Here is a 26,988-nt window from a genome sequence, read left to right as displayed (position 1 = left end):
ATGAACAAGAACATTTCTATTTTTTCAAATAGGGCTCACATCTCGACAAATTCATCCGCGCGGTTTTTTTATCTTATCGATGCAATAGCGCGAAACAATGAACCAACAGCAACACAGTTGGATTCTTTGGAATCTTCTTACCGAAGTACAGGTGATTTTCTGTCCGAATGCCCCGAATTTTCAGACTTACTTCAACATATTCACCCTCAAGGATCGCGCCAACTTGGAACAATTATTCGGCCAATGAATAATTCGAGAGACGGTTTTGATATTGACCTTGTTGCGCGCTTGGATCGACGTGCAATGCTGAAATATGGCGGTGAAAATGGCCCATCTTTGCTTCTAAAAAATCTTGGCGATGCACTTAGTCGATATGCAGATAAGCATCAACTTGGGATCAAACGTTGGGAGCGTTGTATCACATTGGAATATGCAGGTGGAATGTGCGCTGATATTGCACCAATTATTGACGATCCAATGTTGGCGACACGTTTCGGCGATACGCATGGAAGAATTCCTGACCGCAAATTGAAGTTGTATGACTCCACTAACCCACGGGGGTACGCAAAATTTTTTGACGAAATTGCTGCAATTTCTCCTCGCTATATAGCGATGGAGGCACTAACAAAGACATTTGACAGTGTAAGGGCGGAAATTATGCCTTTGTCCGAACCACAGGAAGTTTTCAACCGCCTACTGAGTCGGTTGGTTCAGATTATGAAATTGCATCGAAATCTGGCGTTTTCTTCGGAAGGCATAGATCAAAACCTAATACCGTCTTCGACCTTTATTACATCTTTGGCGGCGATGTGTTACGCCAAAAATGCAATAAATGAACACTTTAGCCCGCTTGATCTCATGCTGGACATTGTGGAAGACATGCCAACAGCATTTCAAAGAAACGTCTACCCAGATGGCACCGAAGAATGGGTGTTAGAAAATCCTTCTGCTCCAAACGACAACCTTGCTAGCGGTATGAACACACCAACGAAACAAGCTGCATTTATTTGGTGGCATGAGCGTCTGGTTAGTGACTTACGTGGATTGCTCGAAGCGATAGAAGGTCGATATGGAATGAATGTTTTATTGGAGCGAATCAGAGATGCCTTTGGTGAACGAGCTGTTACAGCAATTCAACGAATTGAATCCGACAAATTTAGTGGGCTAAAAGATGTAGGAAAAATTTCCATAATTACTGCTGCTTCAGCGCCAATCAGTGTGCAAGCTCGACCTCATACATTTTTCGGATCGAAATGATGAATCATCCTGCACAAAGAAATTTATCATTGGCTCAACGAGCAATCGAATTGAAACGATTAGACCTGCCTAATTCTGAGGTCAAAATTTGGTCTGGGCGCGAATTACACTACAAATTCACAACCTCACCAAGTCACTTTTCAAGAAGTTATGAATGTCTCTTGCGCGTAACACCGGACGCTCGAATTCCAGAGTTAATAGTCTTGTCACCAGACCTCGAATTGATTGCTGAGAATAGAAAACTTCCCCATATCTATACCCATAAGGGAAAAGGTACCAAGTTATGTTTATGGTACCCGCGAAAAAGAGAATGGCTACCGCAAATGAAATTTACAGATACGTTCATACCTTGGACTACTGAATGGCTTTGGTACTTCGAAGATTGGCTATATACAGGTGTTTGGGCTGGTGGAGGCGTTCATCCCGATTAAGCTTTAACTAAAGATATGGTCTTAATATTCAGCTAGATATGAGTGCCATCTGGCATCAAAATCATTAGAGAACTTCACTTTCAAATTTATAGGTGGTCAAATATGAGTAATACAGTTAAACGTGAAGATCCCATTCGGGAAAACCACTATCGACCATTAGAATTGGCCGAGAAAATTTCAGATGGTATATTTTACGTCGGTGTCTGTTTATCGATCGCTGTTTTGATTGTTGACAAAAAAGCGCATCCTTCTGTTTCGCAGTTTTTTCAGCATGTTTTCGAGATCGTCGGCATTGTGTTTTTTGGACTTGGTATATTCATTCGCCTGTATTTTTTTCCAAGGGCGGAAGATGCGAGGAGAAAGGACTTTTTATCTAATGTCTTCAACATTGAACTTACCCATGAACGTACCGTCGGCTATTACAACAATGAAGAAAAAGAACCTTATCGACGTCTTATCTTGTGTGTCTTAGAAAACGCGTTTTTTAGCAAATCAATTCTATTAAAGATGTTGGCACTTGAGCGTGCAAAAGTCCTCCTCTGCGCCGGTGTATTTTCATTGCTAGTCTTTTATAGGGAAGGAACACTTGATTGGACAATCATATGTGTTCACCTTTTATTTAGCGAAACTATCATTTCAAAATGGATCAGAATGGAATGGCTGAGAAATCGCGCAGAAAAGTTGTTTCAAAAAATGATTTCATTAATTTCTGTTCATCCAAAAAATGCACTTATCCAAGTGCATGCAATTGATCTATTTGGTGAATATGAAACTGGTAAGACGCTTTGTGGTATCTTGCAGTCAGGTAGCGTGTTCGAAAAAATGAATCCGTGTCTCTCGCTCGAATGGGAAAAAATAAAGAAAAGTTTGGCCAGTATTTGACCTAACGATCTCCGAAAAATATAGGTATCATCATTACAGTACAGTGGATCTAAAGATTAATTTGAGGAAGCTCCTTACCCACCGAAACAAGAGACGGTAACACTGTGAATTGCTTCGATTCCGTCAAATGAGTATCGTGCATAACTGATGACAAAGCAGAAAATTACAAATATTTTCGTTTATTTTAATCTTCGCAGCCAGCTTACTTGTGGGCGTATCCGTATCAAATCCCTACTTCAGAAAATAAAGGAGTTGTTGTCAAAATGAAGAAGTTGCAGTAATGTAATGTTTAATTAACCATTTTGAGCAAATCCTTAACTGCTTTGTCCTGTTCAAGTTGATAAGCGTTACGTTCTTCTGGCGTTTTAGCGGAATAGTAACCGTTTGATGCGTGCTCGATTTGATCTTTCAATTGACGCAATGTCGGATTGCAATGTTCTGCATCTTTAACCAGTCTTATTATCGATTCAATCACAGCAATCATTGACCGATCCAGTTCTGCACCGAACTCAGATTGAAAGTTTAGCAATAGATTTCGTTTCCATTTGAACCCAACTTCCACTACATGTTCGTTTCCTTCAATATTAAACGTTGTTTCATGGATATAAGGGCGACCTGTACGGCGATCGATGGCCAGTGACTTAATAGTCGCATTATCGGGATTCAGACTAAAGCCAGCAAAATTACCTTCAGTAACGACATCAATGACTGTATGTCGGTTGACGTCATGTACGATAACTAAACCGCCTTCGGGTACTTTACGCTCAATCTTCATTAAAAGAAGTTCCATGCGTTCATATGGCATCGGGTATGCATCGGATTCCCACGCAGAAATCATACGAGTGGTAACTCCAATCAAGCCTGAAATATCTTCGGCAGAAAAACCGAGATCGATGCGTAATTTTCGTAGTATTTTACCAAGTGTATGTTGTTCGCTCATTTTATTTCTCCTATATGAATAAATTTCCTGTATAGGAAGTTTATTCTATAAAAGAGGTTTTCGCAAGGATGTTTAACAACAAGCTAAAAAGTCAAAGAGTCTTTTTCGATTTTGCCATTCGGTCTCATTGTTCTCGCCCTAATTATTGCCTGCAATATGGACTTCCCCCTAATTCCGTAGACATCGTCTATCTTAAAAATCGCGAACATTCCTTAATTTTGTACGCAAATCTTTAGGTCAGGAAATAACTACTTCAATGAGTTTCTTAATTGGTCAACTGCAACTTAAGAATCGTAGATTTTCTTATTCTCATTTATTTTTAATTAGTCTCATTTATTGTTGTTATTCTCAAATAATTCTAATTTTTACACCCTCCTCCAACCAAGGCAACCGCAGAAGCAGTGTGGTGTGGATTTCTATAGGGACGTTGCTTCCATTTTGTCAGATGAAAGCCATTGCTGAGCGATTGAACTGCCGCTGATTCCAGTGCTTCCTGGTCTGTCATGCCAGGTAGGATTCCAGGAAAGCGACTTGCCAGCATCGATTTTCCTGTACCTGGCGGACCAATCAGTAAGACGCTATGACGTCCAGCGGCAGCAACCTCAAGCGCGCGTTTGGCCTGAGTCTGTGCTTTGACGTCGCTAAAATCGGGATAAGTAATGCGCTCGCTGTGTGGACGGCTTTGATGCGCAGTTATTTTCGAATCTGGATCGATCGCTGCGAAATGCGCGCAAACTTGAAGTAAAGATTCCGCGGGAAAAATGCGGGCTTCGCTGACCAATGCCGCTTCTTCTGCATTTTCTTTAGGAAGTATAAAAGCGCGGGCATCTGTTTGTTGGCGTTGTGCACTCTGACAAATCGCAAATGTCATCGCAAGTGCGCCACGTATGGGTCTTAATTCGCCCGAGAGTGATAACTCTCCGGCGAATTCATACTGATCTAAAGCGTCGGCTGGGATTTGGCCAGATGCCGCCAAAATTCCTAAGGCGATTGGCAGATCAAAACGCCCCGATTCTTTAGGTAAATCTGCCGGCGCTAAATTGACGGTAATGCGCTGGGCAGGAAAATCAAAGCGCGCATTTTGTAAGGCTGCTCGCACTCGGTCTTTTGATTCTTTGACTTCTGTTTCAGGTAAGCCGACTATGGTAAAAGCAGGAAGTCCATTTGCCAGATGAACTTCGACCGTAACTTCTGGTGCATCCATGCCATTTAAGGCGCGACTTTTAAGAACTGCAAGTGCCATCCTGTCTATTCACCTAAAAATAGAGACGCTGATGATGCTATTGGTCTCGTAACTGCGCCTCTAATTCAGCAATTCTTAACTCTAGGGCTTCGAGCTTGCTGCGTGTTTTTGCTAAAACCTGAGCTTGGATATCAAATTCTTCACGGGTGACCAAATCAAGCTTGGCAAAACCTTGTGACATCATTGCTTTTAGATTCTTTTCAATATCCTTCGCAGGCGAGTTTTCCAAAGCCTGCTGCATCTTGGTTTGCATATCGTTGAAAAATTGATTCGGTTCCATGAGAAATGTCCTAATGTGATTTGGTAAGCCTGTGTGTCCGGCAAACGGTAGATGGAAAAATAGAAAAGTGCTTTTCCGGTGCATTATAGATTTTTCTCAAAATGATTTTGCGTCATTTTAGTGCGAGAAATTAAAAATTAATATAAATAATTGCAAATAATTTACGTCATCGAAGAAAATTTGGAATTCGACAGAAAAACCAATTTTCACAGTGAAAACACGTCTATCTAGTCTGTTTCCGAGTTAAACCCAAAGTGGTATTGCGTCCTTTCCCTCGGTTTGCCGTGCTTTTTGCGCACCGCAATAAAGCTGGCACGAGTTCTGCTAGTAGGTGGTAAAGCAACTGATTTTGCGCCACTAATTTTTAAAACTGAAATTAAAGCCAACAAACGCCATATTAACGAAAGAAGGAAATGCCATGAAAAAGATTTTATTCTGCGCAGCAATGAGTAGTTGTTTTGTTAGTGGTTTATTCGCTAGCAATGTGTCGGCTCAAGAAGCAAAACCAGAGCATGAAGTAAGTTTCAACTTAGGTGCAGTGAGCGATTATCGCTATCGTGGAATTTCTCAATCACGTTTGAAACCTGCATTGCAAGGCGGTGCAGATTATGTCAATAACACTCACGGTTTTTATGCCGGCACGTGGTTGTCTACCATTAAATGGACTAAGGATGCTGGTGGTAGCGGTGAAATCGAAATGGATTTGTATGCTGGCAAGCGTGGTTCCATCACCGCAGATATTAGCTACGACGTTGGTGTTCTGTCTTATGTTTATCCAAGTAATGGATTGAAAAATGTTGCTGGTTTCGCGGATGCCAATACGACAGAAATTTACGGTCAAATTAGTACTGGTCCGGTGTATGCAAAATACTCGCATTCCGTGACGAACTTATTCGGCTTTGTTGATAGCAAAAATAGTGGCTATCTGGATTTGGGTGCCAATTTAGATATGGGTGAGGGCTACACCTTCAACCTGCATTACGGCCGTCAAACGATCAAAAATAATTCCTCCTATTCGTACAACGATTGGAAACTCGGCGTCACCAAAGAATTGGTCGGCGTTAATTTTAGCTTAGCTGTCATTGGTACCAGCACTGACGTTAAGTATTACTACACTCCAGCAGGCAAATTTACTGGCAAAACCGGTTTAGTCCTCTCTGCAGTGAAAGCATTCTGATCTTTAGACCACACTTCAGACCAAACTAAAACATTACCGAGACCATCATGAAACTGATAACGGCAATCATTAAACCATTCAAGTTAGACGAAGTGCGCGAAGCACTCTCTGAATTAGGCGTACAAGGTATTACCGTGACCGAAGTCAAAGGCTTTGGCCGTCAAAAAGGCCATACCGAGCTTTATCGTGGCGCCGAATACGTCGTCGATTTTTTGCCAAAGACAAAAATTGAAGCCGCTGTTGAAGACAATATTGTTGATCGTGCCATCGAAGCAATCGAAACGGCAGCCCGTACTGGCAAGATTGGCGATGGCAAGATCTTTGTCTATTCCTTAGAGCAAGTCGTACGTATTCGTACTGGCGAAACTGGCAACGAAGCACTTTAATCGGCGAGCGTAGAAAATGAAAAAACTATTGAAATCTCTTGTCGCCTTGGTTTGCGTGATGGCGATGGCACAAACTGTTTGGGCAAACACCGAAGATCTGGCGGCTAGCGCCAGTGCTGCTGCGAGCGTTGCATCGGCAGTCGCAGAAGTTGCTGCTGCATCGACCGCGAGTGCAACGACGACTACTGAGCCCGTTGCTGCAAGTGGTACCAGTGCAGCTCCTGTCGTGGCAGAAGCCGCACCAGCCGCAGCAGCACCTGCTCCAACCGCGAATAAAGGCGATACCGCGTGGATGTTAGTGGCGACTTTACTGGTCACAATGATGGCGATTCCAGGCTTGGCGCTGTTTTATGGTGGTCTGGTCCGTGCCAAAAATATGCTCTCTGTTTTATTACAGGTGTTCATGATTTTTTCTGTGATCATTGTGCTTTGGTGTATTTACGGTTACTCCCTAGCGTTCACCGAAGGCAGTCGCTTTATCGGAAAATTTGATCGCGTTCTGTTGCAAGGAATTTGGGATCCAGTGCAGGCGAGTTTCACGACAGCAGCGACTTTCACCAAAGGTGTGGTGTTACCTGAATTCGTCTTTGTGGCATTCCAAGCGACTTTTGCGGCAATCACTTGCGCTTTAATTATTGGTGCTTTTGCTGAACGTGCAAAATTCAAAGCTGTCTTGGCGTTTGTCGTTATCTGGTTCACTTTCAGTTACTTACCGATCGCACACATGGTGTGGTTCTGGACTGGTCCTGACGCGATTAAAGATGCCGCAAGCTTGGCGACAGAAACAGCAAAAGCGGGCTTCTTGTTCCAAATGGGGGCATTAGATTTCGCTGGTGGTACCGTGGTGCATATCAATGCGGCGGTTGCTGGTTTGGTGGGCGCTTTCATGATTGGCAAACGGGTTGGCTACGGCAAAGAAGCGATGGCACCACACTCCTTAACGATGACCATGATTGGTGCATCATTGCTGTGGGTGGGCTGGTTTGGTTTTAATGCGGGTTCTGCTTATGAAGCAAATGATATTGCCGCATTGGCCTTCGTGAATACTTTGCTGGCAACTGCTGCTGCAACGGTTTCCTGGGTATTCGGCGAGTGGATGAGCAAAGGTAAGCCATCCATGTTAGGTGCTGCTTCTGGTGCTGTGGCTGGATTGGTGGCGATTACACCTGCGTGTGGTTTCGTTGGACCTATGGGCGGCTTACTGATCGGTTTGGCTTCAGGTATCGTTTGCTTGTGGGGTGTGAACGGTCTTAAACGTATGCTAGGTGCTGATGACTCTCTTGACGTGTTCGGTGTTCATGGTGTTGGCGGTATCTTAGGTGCTTTATTGACTGGCGTATTTGCGTCACCATCGTTGGGCGGTCAAGGCATTTTTGATTATGTTGCCAATAAAATGTCGGCAGACGCGTACAGCATCGTTGGTCAGGTCACGACCCAGGCAACAGCGGTCGGCGTCACTATTCTCTGGTCAGCCGTGGTTTCTGTGATCGCTTACAAATTGGTTGATCTGGTGATCGGCTTACGTGTTGCAGAAGATGAAGAACGTGAAGGCTTGGATATCACTAGCCACGGTGAGTCTGCATACCACTCTTAAGCTCACTCGTAAGCTGATTCTTAATTTGAATCTTCATGCAGTGATTTGCTTGAAAAATAAGTAAATTCGTACAGTTTCTTGGTGGGACTTCGCGCCTCTCAGTAGTTTGGGAGGCGTTTTTTTTTGCTCAATCCGCGCGCATTGGTAGATGAACTGGTAAATGTAGTGTGATCTTGGTTCCCTCACCGAATTTGCTGTCCACGCTAATCGTACCGCCTAATAAATCTGTCACGATATTGTGTACGATGTTCAAACCTAAACCGCTGCCGCCATGTCCCAACTTTGTTGTGAAGAAAGGATCAAACACCCGTCGTAAATGTTCTTCACGAATACCATTGCCGTTATCGCTAAAACAAATTTTGATGTGCTTGCGATCAGTTTGCTCTGCACTTAAACGCATGATGCCGGCATCACGATCTTCGAAACCATGTAGCAATGCATTATTAATGAAATTGGTAATCACTTGTCCATAAGGGCCGGGATAGCTATCAATCACGATTTGTTCGGGAATATCAATCATCAATTGATGATTTTGTTTATTGATCCGGCTTTGCATCGTGCGTACGATTTCTTGGCTGGTCTTGAGCAAATTAAATGAACGACGTTGTTGACTAGTTTGATCTACGGACACTTGTTTAAAGCTGCTCACTAAATCACTCGCGTTGAGCAAATTGCGCATCAACATATCGTTTGCTTCATTCAAAACACTCGTGAAATGCGTGAAATCGGAGCGCTTTAATTGCCCCTCGGTGTATTGACGAATAAATTTACCTGAGCTTTCTTTCAAGGTCGTTGCGGTCAATAAGCAATTACCGAGTGGGGTATTGATTTCATGCGCAATGCCGGCCACCAATGCGCCTAATGCGGCTAGTTTTTCTTTCGACATTAAAAGCTGCTGTGCCGAAGACAATTGCTGGTATGTATCGGCGTTGTCAAACGCGACGGCAGTATAGGCCGCGAGTGTCGTCAACATGTCGACGTGCATACGTTCAAACGCATTGCGATGTTCACTTTGCATGGAGAGCAAGCCAAGCAATCGATCCTTGACGATTAAGGGGACATAGATGATGGAAAGTGGCGCGAAGCTGACTTCCTTATTGTTCAGAGACTCTTCCGCAAACAATTTTTCCAAGCCTTCAATACCGATGTAGTGCAAATAATCTTCATGCACATCGTTGATGTAAATGGCTTTCTTGTGTTGTACACACCAGACCGAGAGCAAATCAGGGTCTTGTAAATTACGTTGGTAAGGTAATAGATTTTTGCCGTGCAAAATATTGCAGGGAAAATCAATTAGTTCTTGTTCCGCTTGATAAATGCCCACCGACAAAAACTCAGCAGGCATCAGCTTATGCACATGTTGATACAAAGTGTGAATGATGCTTTCACGATCTAGTTGAGAGGTGATTTCTCTGCCTATTTCGCTGAGGATGAAAATATTTTGATGCGCGGTACGCAAAAGCTCTGTACGTTCTTGTAATTCTTGCGTGCGTTCGGCAACGCGATTTTCTAAACGACTCTGAGCCTTTCTATGTTCATCCAGACTAAGTATTTGTTGAATCAAGTTGGCAATATGACTGCCAAATAACAGATCTTCGCGTCGCCAATTTTTTCTTTGTCCAGCTTTGCCAAAGCTGATGACGCCAATTTGATTACCGTGTAAGCGTACGGATATTTCTAATAAGGAGCACAGATTGACAGGCAGATAAAGCGCAGCAATTTCACCTGCTGCTGGGTGAATGCGTAAATCATGCGTCGCGATTGGCGCATGTAAATTCTGGATCACTTGTGAATATTTAAGAAAATCTTGTTGCCGTAAGATTTTTCCAATCCCAAAACCAACATTTTGTTCGCCAGCGATCATCTCGCAGCGTAACTGATGTTTTTCTTTGAGCCATAGGCAAACTGTATCGACTTCCAGAATTTTTAGCGCTTCCTGACAGACATAACTTAAAGCCTCGGCCAAATTCCTATTTTCGAGTTGGCTATTCGAAGACAAATCGAGTAATAGTTCTACGGGTGGTTTTTTGGATAAATCATATTCGCGTAGCTCACTAAATTGGTCAATGACGCTAAGTCCGTTGATTTCCTTGATGATCAGATGATGACTGCGCGCGTAGTTCAATGCAAATTGTGCTTCGCCTATCGTTTCGTAGAGTGAGGAGAGCGCTTGATGACAAGTTGCAGCTTGTTGGCGTGATCCAATTTTTTCTGCGTATTGCAAGGCTTGTAAATAGACTTCGATGGCTTGTCGTTCTGCGCCTTGTGCAATCAGAATTTCACCCAGCGTATTTGATGCAGCGCTGATTAGCCAAGGATAATTACAGGCCTGCGCCAATCTGATTGCCAGCCCGACTGTGTCTGAGGCAGAGGAAAGCTCGCCTTCTTGTTGCGCTAGTGTTCCTAGATACCAATGTGCTTCTGCTACATATTCAGCGATGTTGCCGCGCTGTGCATGTTCAATTGCCGATTGAAATAATTGTTTTGCTTGGGCGAGCTGTCCTAATTGCATGCAGTTTACACCGAGGTTGATTGCCTGCTTACTTTTTAAGTAGGGACGGTCAAATGTGTCGAGCAAGTCACCCGCATGTTGGTGAAAGCGTGCACCAGTTTCCCAGTCACCCATTGCATCATAAATTTGTCCTAGACCGATACGGGCTTCAATCAAGACTTCGGTGTCGTGGGTGATTTTGCACAGATCGATGCAGCGGGTCCAAAAATAGATCGCTTCTTTATAGATGCCTTGGGTGTAGCGAATGCGTCCCAGACATAGCATGATGCGTCCGGCCTGGTAGGTTAAGCCTTGTTGTTCTGCACTTTGTAAACCGGTATACAGCGCATCATTGAGTTCCGCACCAGTACCCATGCGCTCACAAATAAAGAATCGACGCGCTAAGGCGTTCAATGCTTGTGACAAGCGTTTTTCCTGGTATGAGCGTTGTTCGAGGTGGAGAAACAATCTGATCGCCAATTGCGGATGCCGTCGGGAACAATGTTCGATGCGCTGGATGATATCGTTCATGTATTTATTCGTGGTGACGATGCGATTGTTTTTTATGATGCTTGTCTAACATTTGTTTGTCCGAAAATGGCTAGTCGTGTGGCTGTGTTCCGGTTTAAGCTAACGGCGTGCCTGAGTTCATTTGGGTACCTTTAAGAGATTACGGATGTTTTTACTCGAACTTAATTAATGACAAAAATGCAGTCGCAAACTCCTATACACGAGCAAGATTATTACCGCGCCCTAGCCGCTAAGGATGCCCGTTTTGACGGCGTCTTTTTTGCCGGTATTACGACGACGGGAATTTATTGTCGCCCAATTTGCCGTGTCAAAACACCTCGTCAGACTTCTTGTGTCTTTTTTAGTTCACAAGCAGCGGCAGAGGCGGCTGGATTTCGCCCTTGTTTGCGTTGTCGACCAGAATTAGCGCCGTATAACTTACAGCAAAATTTGGCGCACGCGATTTGGCACAGAATTAGCGCTGGGGCTCTGAATGAAGCAAGTGTAGAAGTATTGGCAGAACAAGTCGGCTTATCGTCTCGTCAATTAAGACGAGTGATGCTACAAGAATTTGGCGTAAGTCCGATTGAGTTGGCGCAAACCCAGCGGCTACTATTTGCGAAAAAACTGATACAGGAAACACATCTAGGCATGACAGAAATTGCCTTTGCCGCTGGTTTCGGTAGTGTGCGTCGGTTTAACGCCTTGTTTGAAGCGCGTTACAAAATGACACCAGCCTCAATTCGCCGTTTGCAAGTTACTTCGCAAAGCCAACAAGGCATCACTTTGCGTCTGGCTTATCGACCACCGTATGCATGGAATGCGCTATTGCGTTACTTGCATGGACGAGCAATGTCAGGTTTGGAGCAAGTAGATTTGCAACAGGGTTGTTATCGTCGCAGCGTGCAGATTGATGGAAAATGCGGATGGATAGAAGTGAGTCATTTGGCGGATAAGCAGCAATTGCTCTTGCAAATTGCACCGACTTTAAGTTCAGTCTTATTACCTCTGCTAGCAAAGATTCGTCAACAGTTTGACGTGGAGGCTAATCCCGTTGTGATTGCTCAGCATTTGCGACAAGATCCTTTGTTGGCGCAACAAATTGTTCGCACCCCAGGTTTGCGGGTGCCAGGAAGCTTTGATGCATTTGAATTGGCGATTCGAGCGATTTTGGGGCAGCAAGTGAGCGTCGCTGGTGCGACTACCGTTTCTGGTCGCTTGGTGCATAAATTTGGCGCATTGGCAGAGAGCCCTTGGGTTGGTGTCACACATCATTTTCCTAGCCCGGAACGCTTAGCAGGACTCAGTGTAGAAGAGATCGCAACGATAGGTGTACCAAAAACACGTGCAGCGACCATACAGCATTTTTCCAGTTTTACGGTGGCCGGTGGTTTGCAAGTACAAGCAGGTATCTCGCTGGAAGAGCTCATTTTGCGTCTGAAAGCATTGCCGGGGATTGGTGAGTGGACTGCGCAATACATCGCGATGCGCGCTTTGCGATTTCCCAATGCATTCCCCGCCGGGGATCTTGGATTGCAAAAAGCAGTTAGTGGCGAAGCATCCCAATTGGTAGCACGCTGCACGGAAAAACAATTACTGCTGCGTGCTGAGGCGTGGTCGCCGTGGCGTAGTTACGCTGCACTGTTGTTGTGGCAATCTTTATCGGATTTGCCAGAAGCCAGTGCTGGCCTTATCGGCTGAAGTCCCAGCTCAATTGAACAAATAAAGCATCATGAAAAAATATCTCATTCATTCCTCGCCAGTTGGCCCTTTGCGTCTTCTCGCCAGCGAGACGGGTTTAGCCGGAGTCTATTTTGCTGAGCATAAACATGTGCAAATTGATCCGGCGTGGCAAGCCGATCCACAGAACGCCTTATTACAACATGCGGCTCAACAATTAGACGCCTATTTCGCTGGAAGCTTACGAGATTTTGATTTGCCTTTAGATTGCTCACAAGGCACTGCGTTTCAACAAGAAGTTTGGCGGGCCTTATGTACGATTCCTTACGGTGCGGTGTGTAGTTATTCTGCGCTTGCACAACAGATAGGCAGACCGAAGGCGATTCGGGCTTTGGGCGCGGCGAATGGGCGCAACCCCTTGTCCATCATTATTCCCTGCCATCGTGTGATCGCGGCCAATGGCGATTTGCAAGGCTATGCTGGTGGCTTAGAAAACAAACAACGCTTGCTGGCTTTAGAGCGACATTTTGTTGCCTAATAGCAAAAAAATGTGTGTGGCAAATTTCACCCTAAACCTTTGAAAAGCAAAGGAAAATTAGCGTAAAACAAACAAAAAAATCCCGGTTAATAACTATTTTGATGCAATGCACAAAAAAAGCTTGACGCTTAAAAAATAGTCAGTAGAATGCGAATTGTTGCGGTGCACCATGTTTAAGATTTTTTGGGACTCACTGCCATTTTGATTCAAACTGAATCGCCAATCTGAATCGTTAACTTATCGGAGAATTCCATGTACACAACACCAGAACAATTTATCGCTGCTACTAAGACTAACTTGGAAGCGCAATTTGCTGCAATCACTGCATTGAACCAAAAAGCATTTGAAGGCTTGGAGCAATTCGTATCTTTGAACGTGAACGCTGCTAAAGCGACTTTCGAAGAAGGTACAGCAGCAACGCAACAATTGTTGAACGCAAAAGACGCACAAGAATTGATCGCTTTGGCATCTGCTCAAGCTAAACCAAATGCAGAAAAAGCCTTGGCATACGGCCGTCACTTGGCAACGATCACTTCAGCAACACAGCAAGAATTCACTAAAGCAGTGGAATCTCATATCGCTGAAACAAACGCAAAAGTAGTTTCTTTGATCGATGAAGTCACAAAAAATGCACCAGCTGGTTCCGAGCAAGCGGTAACAGCCTTGAAATCTGTGGTTGGTAACATCAACGCAGGTTACGAGCAAATGTCTAAAACAACCAAGCAAGCTGTTGCAACTTTGGAAGACAACTTGGCGAATGCAACCAAGCAATTCACACAAGCTGCTGAAAAAGCAACGACAACTGCAAAAAAGAAGTAATCTAGCCGATCAGCCTTTGGCTAAACCAAGTGCTAAACGACTACGAAGCCGCAAATTTCGTCCGCAAGTGCAGTTAAGCTTGTTCGAACAATAAATGCGATTTCAAAGTAAAAAAAGCTTCCCGAAAAGGAAGCTTTTTTTTCGTCCAAAATTTCTGGATCAAATTAATTGTCTAAAAATTCAGCAATTCTAATGCGGTGCAATATTTTCCAAGGCAAATCAGTACTAAGCCGGACAGACTGGTGTAATCTTACGGATTCACCGCAACCTTGACTCAAACTATTTAGGGAGTTTCACATGCAAGAAGTCGTAATCGTCGCCGCTGGACGCACCGCGGTTGGTAAATTTGGTGGTTCATTGGCAAAAGTGGCTGCGTCAGATTTAGGCGCGCATGTGATTAAAGCTTTGATGGCAAAAACAGGTTTAAGTGGTGCGGCGGTCAGTGAAGTCATTCTTGGACAAGTTTTAACTGCCGGTGTCGGTCAAAATGCGGCAAGACAAGCTGTTATTCGTGCTGGTTTGCCAAACACAGTGCCCGCGATGACGATCAATAAAGTATGCGGCAGCGGTCTCAAAGCCACGCATTTGGCAGCGCAGGCGATCATGGCAGGTGATGCTGAAATCATCATCGCTGGTGGTCAAGAGAATATGAGCGCTTCTCCCCACGTATTAGCGGGTTCACGCGATGGCTTCCGTATGGGCGATGCAAAACTTGTCGACACCATGATCGTTGACGGTTTGTGGGATGTGTATAACCAATATCACATGGGTATTACAGCTGAAAACGTCGCTAAGAAACATGGCATCACGCGTGAAGAACAAGATGAATTTGCATTGGCTTCGCAAAATAAAGCCGAAGCCGCACAAAAAGCGGGCAAGTTTGTTGATGAAATTATTCCCTACGAAATCGTCAGCAAAAAAGGCACGACGGTTTTTGATACCGATGAATTCATTAAACACGGTTGCACTTTAGATTCATTAGCTGCGTTACGTCCAGCCTTTGATAAAGCAGGTACGGTGACTGCGGGTAATGCTTCTGGTTTGAATGATGGCGCTGCAGCAGTCATTATGATGTCTGCAAAAAAAGCAGCCGAGCTGGGTTTGCCAGTGTTAGCAAAAATTAAGGCTTATTCCTCAGCCGGTATCGATCCAACGATCATGGGCTTGGGCCCAGTACCTGCCGCACAATTATGTTTGAAGAAAGCTGGTTGGACGCATGAAGAAGTTGATCTAATGGAGATCAACGAAGCCTTCGCGGCACAAGCGATTGGTGTGAATCGTGAAATGGCTTGGGATACTAGCAAAATCAATGTGAACGGTGGCGCAATTGCGATTGGTCACCCTATCGGCGCATCTGGTTGCCGTATTCTGGTCAGCCTGATTCACGAAATGATACGTCGTGATGCGAAGAAAGGTTTAGCAAGCTTGTGTATCGGTGGCGGTATGGGGGTTGCGCTGGCGATTGAACGTGCATAATCTTTAGTGCAGGAGTCTCAGTACAGAGGTTTCGGTACATCTATCAAAAAGAGCCCGTGGATCAGAGATGATGCACGGGCTTTTGTCTATTTCTTCTTCGCGGCAATAAGGTCTTTAATTTTCGCAAAGCGCTTTTCGACCGCGGGCAGCGTGTCATAGCGGTCAAAGCTTGACCCCATGGCGCGATCTAAGCTGTTCAAGCGATCGCCTGCTGGTGGATGGGTAGAGAGAAGGAAGCTAAGCTCGTCACCCTTACTTCCTTGTATGGTTTGTAAGACTGCAGGCAATCCGAAGGGGTCGTAACCAGCCCTGGTTGCCAGCACTACACCCATGCGATCCGCTTCGAACTCTGAGTCCTTATCTAAGCCAATTCCGTACAGCGCCATGCTAGCGCTTACTAGCTCCAGCATTGCTCTGTTTTTACCGCTGGACTTCCCGGTGGCTTCCAAAATATTGTCTCCGAGGCCTTTCGCAAAGGCGATGGTATCGGCCTTCTTTATCGCACTCAGATGGTGTTTTCGAACCACATGAGATGCTTCATGTCCGAGCACGCCAGCGAGTTCTGCTTCACTGTTTAGCTTGAGAAGCAAACCTTTTGTAATCACGATATAGCCGCCCGGTGCGGCAAAGGCGTTGGCATCCTCTAAGTCGAGTACGACAAAAGTCCAAGGTAAGTCGGGACGCTCGCTGTGCATAGTGACCCAACGACCAACACGATTCACGTAGTCTTGTACGTCTTGATTATCTAGGAGAGGTCCCAGGCTTAACAAATTTGCGGTAACTTCCTGCCCCAGCGCTATTTCGTCAGGTTCTGAAAATTCCTTGGCTGCCTTGGTGGCATCGGTGGCGGTCTTAAACAGCTTAGTCAAGTTGAATTGAGGTGATGGTGTTGCAGTTGCAGGGGCGAATATAAGGCCGAGGGCAAGCACGCTTGTTGTAAGAATATACTTGGCCATTATTTGTCTCCCTCTGCTTTCACGTACGCCTGTTCTTGTTGGTTCAGATTCTGTTGGACGGCGAAGATCTTGGCGTCAGGTTTGTTGGCACTAAAACCCTGCATTTTCTGGAAGCGATCGGTGTTGGGCGATAAATTTTTGAAACTCTCTTTGTCCAGTCCTTTGACAGCGGTAGTTGTGGTGCTACCGGTATCTGTTCCGCGTCTCAAATCTAGTCCAGATTGTAGAAAGCTTCCCAAATTGCTTCCGCCGCCTTGGCTTCCTTCAAAGCGCAGACTTAACATTTTCACCCAACCCACGGTGTCCTGTGCTTTCACTTCTGTCCAGCTCGCCTTACGCGAGACTACCTCAAGCTTTTGATTTTCTTTCAAGGATTTGAGTGTTTCAGCATCGCTAAATGGTTTGGCTTTTAATTCGGTACTGCGGACAACGATGGCTTGGTTTTGAGTTTGGCATAATGCCTGCGAGCACATTAGTGTACCGACAAGTAAGATGGGAGCCGTATAGTATTTCATATTGTCTACCTCGAGATGGGGGCAAATAATTCAACTTCCTGTTCGCGTCCTTTTACCTTATAGGAGCCAAAGGCTTCAAAGTCAAGCGCATCGCCACATAGCAACATGGTTTCCTTTGATACGAGAATGCGCGACACGCCTTTGGTTAAGCCTTCAATGCGGCTGGCGAGGTTGACAGTGTCGCCAATCGCTGTGAATTCTTTTCGTTCAGATGAACCTATGGAGCCTACCACAGCCGGTCCAGAATGCAGGCCAATTCCAACGTCAAAGTCGGCTGACTGGTCACCTAGTTCCAATTTGAATTTTTCCAGCACTTCAGACATTTCAACTGCCGCTTTTACCGCATCTAAGGCGTGCTGTTTGTTGTCGAGCGGTGCGCCCCAAAATGCCATAATGCAGTCACCGATGAATTTGTCGATGGTGCCGTTATACCGAAAAATCACTTCGACTTGAAGTGTGAAGTAGCGGTTAAGCAAATCCACGATTTGCTCTGGTGTGCGAGTTTCTGACAATGAAGTGAAACCACGAATATCCGAGAACAAAATCGTAATTTCACGGCTCTCGGCTTTTTCACCGACATGCTCAGAGCCTTCGCGAGCGACCCATTCCTTGACCACATGCGGATTGACGTAACGCCCAAACTCTTTAATCGTCGCTTGGTAGGAACGATGCACGATCCAATACTCACGTAGTGCTAGTGAAAAGTAATAGACCCAAACAAAAAACAAGGGGATGAGAATATGCAGCAATAGGCTTTGTGATAATGCCCAGTAGGCACCAGCAATGGAAATCGGGGTAACTAAAGCTAAGCCGAGTGCAGGGTAAAGTGCATTAACCCTTCGCAAGAAACATGCATAAATTAAAGCGATCATGGTTAACGTTGCTAGGAGCATAGACCATGCAGGTGGTGTGGAGATGAACTGTTGATTTTTTAGGTTATCAATCGCGGTGGCCAGAATATTTGAGCCCCAATATTGGCTATCAATCGGCGTGACCCGCAGATCGTGTAGAGACGAGGCATTGGCACCGATGATGACTATTTTATCTTTGAATTCCTGCGGAGAGCGCTGGGGTTTTTCACGGTCGATGTCGGCATAAAGGTCGGTGAACGAAATGCGTTGATAGGGATTGCGGTCACCATACCAAGTCAATATTAAATCCGCTTTCTGTGGTACCGCGTAACCTAAGTTTTGGGCGACGCGAGCTGGGAGAGAGGGAACCAACCAGCCAGAAATATCGGTGTAAAGTTCGTAGCGTCGTCCTACGCCGTCGGCATCCCCGGTGAAATTCACGGTACCGATGCGCCATTGGCTAGAGTCTATTGCCATTGGCAATAAAAAGGCGCCGTGTGCCAATTCATCCGCCTGTGATGTCTTGATTAATCCCAAGCGAGTTTGTAAATCGCTGAGTTTTCCTACATAGGCAGCGCGATCTAGTTCACTTCGGATAAACGGAAAAAAAATAGTTGCTTGGTCTTTTATCGCTTGGTTGAATAGTTGGTCGCTATCGGGTCTGTCCAAATCACGTTCATTAAAAGTCACGTCGAACACAATGGCTTTAGGCTGCTGTTGCACGATGGCCTGTATCACTTCGGCATAGACCGAACGAGGCCAAGGCCATCTGCCGACTTTGTCTTCCATCTGGGTTAGGCTGCGGTCGTCAATATTGAGAATGACGATATCGGAATCCGCTGATAATTTTTCTGCGTGTAGCTTTACCAGCCAGTCAGAAAATTTACCATCGAGATTGAGTAAGTAGCGTGGCCATAACACTTCAAAACTCGCCAGAAGTGCGAGCAGTAGCGTGAAAATATGAATAAAACGCAGTGAAGATTTCATCGCGAAGATGGCCAATTATGACAGGTGTGATGGCGTCTGATAACCCGGTATTTTTCTTTCATTTACATCGTCAATCTGCGCACTATCCATAAATTTCTTCGCGTATTCTAGATAAACTTTTTCCTTGACAAAGACATGGAAGAGATCGGGATCAATGTGTCCATTGAGACTAAATTTGCCAAGAATATCCAGAGACTCTGTCAATGATTTTCCAGTTTTGTAGGGGCGGTCTTTGGCAGAAAGTGCTTCAAAAATATCCGCAATCGCCATGATTTTGGCTTGTACCGACATCTGTTCACCAGTGAGGCCGCGTGGATACCCTTTGCCGTCCATGCGCTCATGGTGGCCACCTGCAAATTCAGGTACATTTTTTAAATGTTTTGGCCAGGGTAAGGCTTCTAACATTCGAATTGTTACTGCAATATGGTTGTTAATGATCTTGCGTTCTTCGGCGGTTAAGGTTCCCGCTTTGATGCTGAGGTTTTCAACTTCATCAGCGCTAAGTAAATGTTGTTGCACACCATTGCTATCAATCCAAGTGCGTTTAGCAATCAGATGCACTCGTTCTTGATCTTCATCGCGCATACGTTCGCCGCCGATGTTGGCATGCCGCAAGAATGCGCGATCACTATCAATGTGCGCCAATTCTTGTTGCATCTTCGTGATTACTTCGCTGGAGTTTGCCTGTGTTGCAGCCATTTTGAGATAACGAATTTCAATATCGCGACGGAGAATTTCAAAACGCGTATCGATCAGATGTATGCGATCAAAAATGGTTTCTAGTTTGGTGGATTTTTCGATCACATGAACTGGCGTGGTGATTTTTCCGCAATCGTGCAATAGCCCCGCCATCCATAATTCTCGGCGATCTCGTTCATTCATGTGGAAATTTTTAAACACTGGTAAGTCGCTGCGATGCACGGCTTCTGCCAACATCATCGTCAGTTCTGGGACGTGTTGGCAATGCCGTCCGGTGTTCGGTGATTTCTCATCAATACCGATATTGATCAGATTGACTAAAGATTCAAATAAATTTTCTAACTGGTAGATTAGTTCTTGATTGCTCAGCGCGATCGCTGCTTGTGATGCTAAGGCTTCGATAAAACCTTGATCGGTTTCCGTAAATGAAATCACTTGGCCTTGATCAGGCGCTGTCGCGTTGATGAGTTGTAAAACACCGATTAATTCTGATTCGTGATTAAGCATCGGTACGGTTAGTAACGATTGGCATCGATAGTGATTGAGTTCATCAAAACGACGCATTTCAGAGAAACTAAACAAGTCCGCAGCATAAACATCGGCAATGCGAATCGATTGTTTGAGATTGGCCGCGTAGGCAACCACAGCTTGTAAGTTTTGATGACCGTTTTCATCTAGTAATGGAATCGAACGCATATCTTTCACACGGGGATGCGAACCACCTATGTGAATATTGAGGCTGTCATTGATGGCGATATCAAATTCCAGTTGGGTTTTTTCTTTGTTCACACGATAGAGTGTTCCTCCATCGGCGTTGGTCAGTTTTTTAGCGGTTTGTAAAATTCGCTCCAGCAGCGCATTTGTATCCGCGAGTCCGTTCAATGCGAGGCTGAGTTCAGTCAGGTGTTGTAGTCTTTGAGCGATTTGTTGCTGATTGAGTTCTGACATGATTTCGTCGTTAATTTCGAATTGAGTGTTTCTGTTCGTATTTAATGGATAGTTCTAGTCTACTTTGTAAATTGCGATAAAGCGTTTCCAAGAGATTTTTTTTCCTACGAATTCATGGCAAAACAACAGAGCTATTTTGTATGAAGTGCTTTTCATACTTTGTTCTTGACTTATGATTTTTACTTTCCATACAAGTATTGTTTTGGTCGCGCATAAGGTGCTGTGTGAGATTGCATGTACTTTTCTCTTTATAATGCGTGCTTTCACGTGTGCTGTGCTGGGTTCGTCCAGCTCGTCACGTATGCTGATTGTTGAATTCATAAGGACGAAGTCATGTCGTCAAGATTTACCCCGCGTGGCATGTTGATTTTTACTCGCACCTCAATTGCTAGCTTGGTTGTTAGCTCAGCTGTTAGTTTAATAGTTTGTTTAGCCCAACCAGTTTGGGCAAGCGACAGCCGATTTCAATTGCCATCGCCAGAGTTACAAGCCTTGGTCGATGCGCCACGTGGCCCAGAATTTAGACTTGGTCCTAAGAACAAGACTGGTTTACTTGTCAATATCCCAGGTTTGCCAAGCATCGCTGAAATTGCACAAGCAGAACTAAAACTTGCGGGTCTGCGCATCCATCCTAAATTTCGGACAGCGACACGGAGTAGTTTCAGTGATGGTTTGAGCTTATTAGACATTCCTAGTGGTAAGACGCGAAAAGTGACTGGCTTGCCGAATAAGATCAAGATTGCTGACATGGCGTGGTCGGCAGACGAAAAATGGTTGGCATTTAGTGTGTGGGGTCGTAATGGGGTTGAGCTGTGGCTGCTGGATGTCAAACAAGCGAGTGCACGCCCACTAATTTATGAAAAACTCAATGCCGTGATGGGAGCGGGGTTTTCATGGTTGAACGGTAGCGATCAATTGTTGGTGCGTTTGTTGCCACGTTCACAAAAACCGGCACCCGTCGAACCAAGAGTACCGCCGGGGCCAAATCTGCAAGAAACACGTGGTGGGAAATTAGCCCAGACGCGTACTTATCCTGATTTGTTAAAAAATGCGCACGATGCGGATATGCTCGATTGGCAATTACAGACACAATTGGCGACTGTTCATCTGGACGGATCGGTACGTCGCTTTGGTCCTGTGATGACCTTATCTAAAGTATTAGCATCACCCGATGGCAAGTGGGTACTTACAACACAATTAAAGCGGCCGTATTCCTATCAATTGCCGTGGGAGCGATTCGGTCATTTAATTGAAGTGTGGGGTACCGATGGCAAGAAATTAAAAACGGTTGCTGATGTTGTGATGCGTGAACGACTGCCAAGTGCCAATGAAGTGGTACAGGCAGGACCTCGTAATTTCGCCTGGCGTAACGATCAGCCCGCAACTTTGTATTGGGTTGAGGCGCATGGTGCTGAAGCAGATGCCAATGCCAGAATCTCAGATGTGTTGTGGCAGCACGGTGTTCCTTTTGGTGGTACACCACAAAAGCTAATGGATCTGCCTTGGCGTTTTAATCAGGTGTTATGGGGTAACGATCATGTCGCGTTGGTGACAGAAAGTTCTGCGAAAACCCGCGAAACCCGCACTTGGCGAATACAACCGGGTGCACCGTTTACTAAGCCAGATTTATTATTTAACCGAAAAACCGAAGATCAATATAGCAACCCTGGCACGCCGATCATGGAGCTAAATCAGTATGGTCGCTCGGTGATTCGTTTAACCTCTGACGAACAATCAATGTTTTTGACGGGTGTTGGCGCTAGCCCTGAAGGTGATCGTCCATTTCTTGATCGTTACTTTATTCCAACCGAAAAAGGAATCCGTCTATGGCGTTCAAAGGCACCGTATTATGAAGAAGTGCTGGGGGTATTAGACGATCAGGGACACCAGATTATCACCAGTCGCGAGGCAGCAGATGAGCGGCCAAATTTGTTTTTACGAAACCTAGCCGGTACCGCCGCACCCAAAGCTTTAACGAATTATCCACATCCAACACCGAAATTTCGTGGCATACAAAAGCGCCAGATTCATTACGAACGTGAAGACGGTGTGAGTTTGAGTGCAACCCTGTATTTGCCGCCGGGATACGATGAAAAGCGCGATGGTCCGCGACCGATGTTGATGTGGGCTTATCCGCGTGAATTTAAATCGGCGGAAAGTGCGGGTCAGCTCAGTGGTTCCATGTATAAATTTAACCGGATTAATGTGCAAGGGCCGCAAGTCATGTTGGCACGTGGATATACCGTGTTAGATGGGTTTTCTATGCCGATTATTGGCGAAGGGCGCAAAGAACCAAACGATACTTTTATCGAGCAACTCAAAATGAATGCGGAAGCCGCAGTTGACGAAGTGGTTAAGCTAGGCGTCGCTGACCGACATAGAATTGCGATCGGCGGTCACAGTTACGGCGCATTTATGGCGGCGAATTTGTTGGCACATACGAGTTTATTTAAAGCTGGAATTGCCCGTTCAGGTGCGTATAACCGTAGTCTGACGCCATTTGGTTTTCAGTCCGAAGACCGCAATTATTGGCGAGCCTTTAACACGTATAAGGAAATGTCACCGTTTAATTATGCCGATGATATTGATGTGCCATTACTGTTGATTCATGGTGAAGATGATAATAATCCTGGTACGTTTCCTATGCAAAGCGAACGCATGTATCAAGCCTTGCAAGGTTTGGGAACGCCATCGCGTCTGGTGATGTTGCCATACGAGAGCCATTTTTACCGAGCAAGAGAATCCTTAATGCACATGCTCTGGGAGCAGGATCAATGGCTTAATCGCTATGTTAAGAATGCCAAGCCCACCACAAAATAAGTCAATCGTTGCGACAGTTCGGTGAATCTTTGTGATTCGCTACTTTTGTGAATACAAGTCTCAGGTTTTCTATTATGATGAACGCATATCATCTTCATCATTCCTCGCTATGCTAAGAGCTTACATTCTTGATAATCAGGCAGTCGCCCGTAATTTATTGGGCTCTGTGCTCATGAGTGGTGGGCACGAGGTCATTGGTGATGGCAATCATAGCTCGACTAATCTGGCAAAAATGGTGAAGCTACAACCGCAAATCGTCTGTGTGGATATTGGTGAGCCAGATCAGACCGGCTTGGCATTGTTAGAAAACCTCAAAGCACAGTTGCCAAAAGCCTTGATTTTCTTAGTCTCTGCGAGGATCGATGCGGAGATTATTGCGGCAGCACAGAGTCGTGGTGTTGCTGGCTTTATCGTAAAACCATTTAATGCGACAGCAGTCCTTAGCTCGATTCGCAATACTATTTTGCGGATCGCAAGCCAAGCGCGTTCCAAGCAACAAGACGACCCCGTTCTGGCAGCTGCCGCCAGTCCTGCGGCACAAGACCCAAATCATCCAGAGTAGATCTGCGTTCAGCAAATCATCCATGTATTGAGCCAATTCATTGCAGTCTTTCATCGCTGCAAGTATGGATTTTATCTAGCCATAATCGATTTCATCGCATCTTCACACCGAACCTCATCGCTCACTTATAGTAGCGGCTATCAATAAGGAGACGCCATGAATCCGTCATCAATTCCCGCAAGACCTGTTATGTCCGAACAAGCATTACCCTCTGAAGTGTCAATTCAAAGTGACACCTGGCTTAATCGTTATCGCAATTTTCCCGTTTTTTCTAAAACCTGGTTTCGGTACCGGACGATTGCATTTATTGGCGTCTACATCTTTTTAGCGGCCTTAATCTCGCTGATTGCAGTGGTGACCAAAGGTGATTGGAAAATGTATGCAGTGACGATGGTGCCCGTCATTTTTGCGGCGATCAGTTTAACGACTGTAGGTCAGGCGATGGCGGTGTGGATTAGGCAAAAGAACTTTGCCAGCCGTAAGGAAAGCATTCTTTTGTGTATCGCCTTGTTGTCCGGTGTTGCGATCAGCTATGGTGTTGTGCAAGCGACCGATAATCTCGCCAAGTTTGTGGTGTACGGCGATGCAAATTATAAAATTATTCCAAAGAATAAAAAAACGGCTGCGGAACATGCGCCAACTGCGGATCACAGCGCAGGTGCTTCTAGTGCATCAGCGACCGCAAGCGCCGCTGCTCCTGCATCACCTACAGTGGCAACAACCGCTGCTAGTGCTGCGAGTAAGTCGGCTAAATCAGAAGATAGCGAAAGCGTTAAGATCGACAAATTGATTCAACTAATCGTTGGCTCTTTTCCAATGGCATTCTTGATCATTTATACAGCGAGTGGATTCGATTTATGGTTCTTCTTCCGTCAACGCAAACGCTTAGCAGAAGCGCTGCGTCAACAAGAGTTGAAACGTGCGCAAGATGCCCGTAGAGAAGCAGAGTTACGCTTATCCGTATTAGTGGCGCAAGTCGAGCCCCATTTCTTGTTTAATACTTTAGCTGGTGTGCGTTCCGCGATCTTGACCGAACCTTTACGCGCCACTGCGATTGTTGATCATTTGGTGGATTATTTGCGTTCAACCATTCCACAAATGCGTGGTGATGGCAGCTCTGAACAAGGGCGCCTCGCCAAACAATTAGAAGCTGCACGTGCCTATTTAGGTTTAATGCAGGCGCGCATCCCACGCCTGAGTTACAGCGTTGAATCGGAATTAAAAGATGCGGCTTTCCCACCTTTACTCTTAATTTCTTTGGTTGAAAACGCAATCAAACACGGTATTGAACCGAAAATTGGTCCGGTACATGTCACGGTCAACGCACGTTATTTTGATGATGGTGATGAAGAAAAATTAGAAGTTTCGGTCAGCGATAACGGGGTTGGTTTTGGTGGAACCACATCAGGTTCTGGCATCGGCTTAGCCAATATTCGTGAGCGCTTGGAGTCGATGTATGGTGATAAAGCGAGCCTCACTCTAAAAGCGCGACCCGAAGGTGGTGTGATCGCAAGCATTGTGATTCCCTTGATTGCTTAGTTGGCAGAAACTCGTCAATAATCTACTTTGCATCTAAAATCACCTACTTAAAATATTACGATAACGAACTAACGAGGACAAATATGACCACAGCCATCATCGCCGACGACGAAGATTTACCGCGTAAAGATTTACGCCGTATGTTGGACGAATTATGGCCAGAGCTGCAAATTATTGCTGAATGTGAGCATGGTGCAGATGCCTTAGAAGCGATCCATCAGCACAATCCAGACATCGCTTTTTTAGATATTCGCATGCCAGGAATGACTGGCCTCGATGTCGCAAATGCGACCAAAGGCCGTTGTCACGCCGTGTTCACTACAGCCTACGATAATCATGCGCTAGAAGCGTTCTCGGCTGGTGCGATTGATTACTTGCTCAAGCCAATTTCGCGCGAACGTTTAGTCGATGCCATCGCACGCCTCAAAGCGCGTTTGGAAGTCAAAGCTGCACCGTCTGATTTAAGTAGCTTGATGCAAGAATTGGATAAGCGATTGCGCCCACAAAATGTCGAACGCATACGCTGGATCAGCGCCAGTGTCGGCGATACGATCAAGATGTTTCCTATCGATAAAATCCTGTTCTTTACCTCCGACGAAAAATACACGCGGGTCGTTTGTACCGACGACGAAGCACATGTACGCAAACCTTTAAAAGAAATCATCGACGGCCTTGATCCAGAAATTTTCTGGCAAATCCATCGCAGCGTCGTGGTTCGTGCCGACGCCATCGCCAAAGCCCATCGGGATGAACTGGGAAAAGTCACCGTAGAACTGCGCGGTACCAAAGAAGTGCTAAAAGTGAGCCAGGCTTATGCGTGGCGGTTTAAGCCGATGTAAGTGAATGGCGAGCCACAACCTACTTAATTTGACATTAAACGAAAGGAGAACGATGACTGTCATTTGTTAACACCAAGGCGTAATTGCTTTAAAACACAATGGGGTTACGGAATCAAAATTGCCCTCATAAAAAAACATTTCAAGAATTCCTTATGCGAACATTAGTTCACTTTGCATTTTATTTGCCTTATCGGCCTGTGGTGACGGGGATCAACCAGCACGCCATCAGTTCAACCAGTCCTAAGTAAGGACTACATCGCTTACTATTTTGCTGCACCAGTGTTTCAACGCACTTTAGGAAGGATGAGTGGCCTTGGTGTCGGTGTCAGCAGGACCATTCTCCCTCAAGGCAGTTTCACATACGATGCAAGCGGCCAATTTCAAATTACATCAAAATCCGCTAGTCCTAGTCACCAAAAAAATCGAATTATAGCCGCTTCCCCCACATTATTTTTTCGGCGAAGGAATGCACTTTACGGAGGTCTTTATTGTCGTCAGTGTAGCGCTGTTATCTCAACGTAAATATGCGGTGGTTGGGGGGGCGCAAACCGTACTTTTTGAGTCCTAA

At 45.3% G+C, this 26,988-nt stretch carries 21 protein-coding genes and 1 pseudogene; 14 read left to right on the top strand and 8 right to left on the bottom strand.

What is annotated here, in order from left to right; genetic code table 11:
• From H8K33_RS12825 to H8K33_RS12815, 3 genes are all read left to right on the top strand, one after another.
• A complete protein-coding gene (locus H8K33_RS12825; protein WP_186891447.1) occupies window positions 1–1,257 on the top strand; it encodes a nucleotidyltransferase domain-containing protein in 1,257 nt (418 codons plus the stop codon).
• Window positions 1,254–1,688, top strand: coding sequence for a hypothetical protein (locus H8K33_RS12820; protein ID WP_186891446.1), 435 nt, complete (start codon window positions 1,254–1,256; stop codon window positions 1,686–1,688). The genes H8K33_RS12825 and H8K33_RS12820 overlap by 4 nt, the downstream gene beginning before the upstream one ends.
• A 102-nt stretch (window positions 1,689–1,790) precedes the next feature.
• Window positions 1,791–2,570: a hypothetical protein gene (locus H8K33_RS12815; protein ID WP_186891445.1), complete on the top strand. Its 780-nt coding sequence runs from the start codon at window positions 1,791–1,793 to the stop codon at window positions 2,568–2,570.
• A 289-nt stretch (window positions 2,571–2,859) separates the two neighbouring features.
• Here the strand turns inward: H8K33_RS12815 and H8K33_RS12810 are convergent, their stop codons facing one another.
• The 3 genes and pseudogenes from H8K33_RS12810 to H8K33_RS12800 form a co-directional block, all read right to left on the bottom strand.
• Window positions 2,860–3,510, bottom strand: coding sequence for a helix-turn-helix domain-containing protein (locus tag H8K33_RS12810; RefSeq protein ID WP_186891444.1), 651 nt, complete (start codon window positions 3,508–3,510; stop codon window positions 2,860–2,862).
• A 370-nt stretch (window positions 3,511–3,880) separates the two neighbouring features.
• Window positions 3,881–4,753 (bottom strand): annotated as a pseudogene (locus H8K33_RS12805) (YifB family Mg chelatase-like AAA ATPase); the annotation flags it as partial.
• Window positions 4,754–4,790: 37 nt separating this feature from the next.
• Window positions 4,791–5,033, bottom strand: a complete 243-nt coding sequence (locus H8K33_RS12800) for an accessory factor UbiK family protein (protein WP_186891442.1) — start codon at window positions 5,031–5,033, stop codon at window positions 4,791–4,793.
• A 418-nt stretch (window positions 5,034–5,451) separates the two neighbouring features.
• Here H8K33_RS12800 and H8K33_RS12795 point away from each other — a divergent pair, with 418 nt between their 5' ends.
• From H8K33_RS12795 to H8K33_RS12785, 3 genes are read left to right on the top strand one after another with little or no spacing between them, the layout of a single operon-like run.
• Window positions 5,452–6,210 (top strand): TorF family putative porin, encoded by a 759-nt coding sequence (locus tag H8K33_RS12795; RefSeq protein ID WP_186891441.1) that lies wholly within the window; start codon window positions 5,452–5,454, stop codon window positions 6,208–6,210.
• 47 nt (window positions 6,211–6,257) lie between these two features.
• A complete protein-coding gene (locus H8K33_RS12790; RefSeq protein ID WP_186891440.1) occupies window positions 6,258–6,596 on the top strand; it encodes a P-II family nitrogen regulator in 339 nt (112 codons plus the stop codon).
• A 16-nt stretch (window positions 6,597–6,612) separates the two neighbouring features.
• Window positions 6,613–8,190: an ammonium transporter gene (locus tag H8K33_RS12785; RefSeq protein WP_186891439.1), complete on the top strand. Its 1,578-nt coding sequence runs from the start codon at window positions 6,613–6,615 to the stop codon at window positions 8,188–8,190.
• Window positions 8,191–8,317: 127 nt separating this feature from the next.
• Here H8K33_RS12785 and H8K33_RS12780 read toward each other — a convergent pair whose 3' ends face one another.
• The gene (locus H8K33_RS12780) at window positions 8,318–11,212 is read right to left on the bottom strand and encodes an ATP-binding protein (RefSeq protein WP_186891438.1); all 2,895 of its coding nucleotides are present in this window, start codon (window positions 11,210–11,212) and stop codon (window positions 8,318–8,320) included.
• Between the two features lie 177 nt (window positions 11,213–11,389).
• On the opposite strand from H8K33_RS12780, the gene H8K33_RS12775 reads away from it, so the two are divergent.
• The 4 genes from H8K33_RS12775 (at window position 11,390) to H8K33_RS12760 (ending at window position 15,704) form a co-directional block, all read left to right on the top strand.
• Window positions 11,390–12,892 (top strand): DNA-3-methyladenine glycosylase 2, encoded by a 1,503-nt coding sequence (locus H8K33_RS12775; RefSeq protein WP_186891437.1) that lies wholly within the window; start codon window positions 11,390–11,392, stop codon window positions 12,890–12,892.
• Between the two features lie 31 nt (window positions 12,893–12,923).
• Entirely contained in the window at window positions 12,924–13,409 is a 486-nt protein-coding gene (locus tag H8K33_RS12770) for a methylated-DNA--[protein]-cysteine S-methyltransferase (protein WP_186891436.1), read from the top strand.
• Window positions 13,410–13,661: 252 nt separating this feature from the next.
• Window positions 13,662–14,228: a phasin family protein gene (locus H8K33_RS12765; RefSeq protein WP_186891435.1), complete on the top strand. Its 567-nt coding sequence runs from the start codon at window positions 13,662–13,664 to the stop codon at window positions 14,226–14,228.
• Window positions 14,229–14,525: 297 nt separating this feature from the next.
• The gene (locus H8K33_RS12760) at window positions 14,526–15,704 is read left to right on the top strand and encodes an acetyl-CoA C-acetyltransferase (protein WP_186891434.1); all 1,179 of its coding nucleotides are present in this window, start codon (window positions 14,526–14,528) and stop codon (window positions 15,702–15,704) included.
• A gap of 86 nt (window positions 15,705–15,790) precedes the next feature.
• Here the strand turns inward: H8K33_RS12760 and H8K33_RS12755 are convergent, their stop codons facing one another.
• From H8K33_RS12755 to H8K33_RS12740, 4 genes are read right to left on the bottom strand one after another with little or no spacing between them, the layout of a single operon-like run.
• Window positions 15,791–16,660: a M48 family metalloprotease gene (locus tag H8K33_RS12755; protein ID WP_186891433.1), complete on the bottom strand. Its 870-nt coding sequence runs from the start codon at window positions 16,658–16,660 to the stop codon at window positions 15,791–15,793.
• Window positions 16,660–17,175 carry an SH3 domain-containing protein gene (locus H8K33_RS12750; RefSeq protein ID WP_186891432.1) on the bottom strand — a complete coding sequence of 172 codons (516 nt, stop codon included), beginning with the start codon at window positions 17,173–17,175 and terminating at the stop codon, window positions 16,660–16,662. Before H8K33_RS12750 ends, H8K33_RS12755 begins: the two co-directional genes overlap by 1 nt.
• A 5-nt stretch (window positions 17,176–17,180) precedes the next feature.
• Window positions 17,181–19,013 carry a CHASE2 domain-containing protein gene (locus tag H8K33_RS12745; RefSeq protein ID WP_186891431.1) on the bottom strand — a complete coding sequence of 611 codons (1,833 nt, stop codon included), beginning with the start codon at window positions 19,011–19,013 and terminating at the stop codon, window positions 17,181–17,183.
• A 15-nt stretch (window positions 19,014–19,028) separates the two neighbouring features.
• Complete coding sequence (locus H8K33_RS12740; RefSeq protein WP_186891430.1) at window positions 19,029–20,660, bottom strand: HD-GYP domain-containing protein; 1,632 nt, start codon at window positions 20,658–20,660, stop codon at window positions 19,029–19,031.
• Between the two features lie 333 nt (window positions 20,661–20,993).
• Between H8K33_RS12740 and H8K33_RS12735 the strand changes: the two genes are divergently transcribed.
• The 4 genes from H8K33_RS12735 to H8K33_RS12720 all read left to right on the top strand — a co-directional run bounded on the left by H8K33_RS12735 (window position 20,994) and on the right by H8K33_RS12720 (window position 26,420).
• Window positions 20,994–23,480 carry an alpha/beta hydrolase family protein gene (locus tag H8K33_RS12735; RefSeq protein ID WP_246443590.1) on the top strand — a complete coding sequence of 829 codons (2,487 nt, stop codon included), beginning with the start codon at window positions 20,994–20,996 and terminating at the stop codon, window positions 23,478–23,480.
• 109 nt (window positions 23,481–23,589) lie between these two features.
• A complete protein-coding gene (locus H8K33_RS12730; RefSeq protein WP_186891429.1) occupies window positions 23,590–24,042 on the top strand; it encodes a response regulator in 453 nt (150 codons plus the stop codon).
• A 156-nt stretch (window positions 24,043–24,198) separates the two neighbouring features.
• Window positions 24,199–25,581 carry a sensor histidine kinase gene (locus H8K33_RS12725; protein ID WP_186891428.1) on the top strand — a complete coding sequence of 461 codons (1,383 nt, stop codon included), beginning with the start codon at window positions 24,199–24,201 and terminating at the stop codon, window positions 25,579–25,581.
• Between the two features lie 83 nt (window positions 25,582–25,664).
• Complete coding sequence (locus tag H8K33_RS12720; RefSeq protein WP_186891427.1) at window positions 25,665–26,420, top strand: LytR/AlgR family response regulator transcription factor; 756 nt, start codon at window positions 25,665–25,667, stop codon at window positions 26,418–26,420.
• Window positions 26,421–26,988 lie beyond the last annotated feature (568 nt).

The organism is Affinundibacterium amnicola, assembly GCF_014284275.1.
Classification (GTDB): domain Bacteria; phylum Pseudomonadota; class Gammaproteobacteria; order Burkholderiales; family Burkholderiaceae_D; genus Undibacterium; species Undibacterium amnicola.
This window is presented reverse-complemented; position numbering and strand designations above follow the sequence as displayed.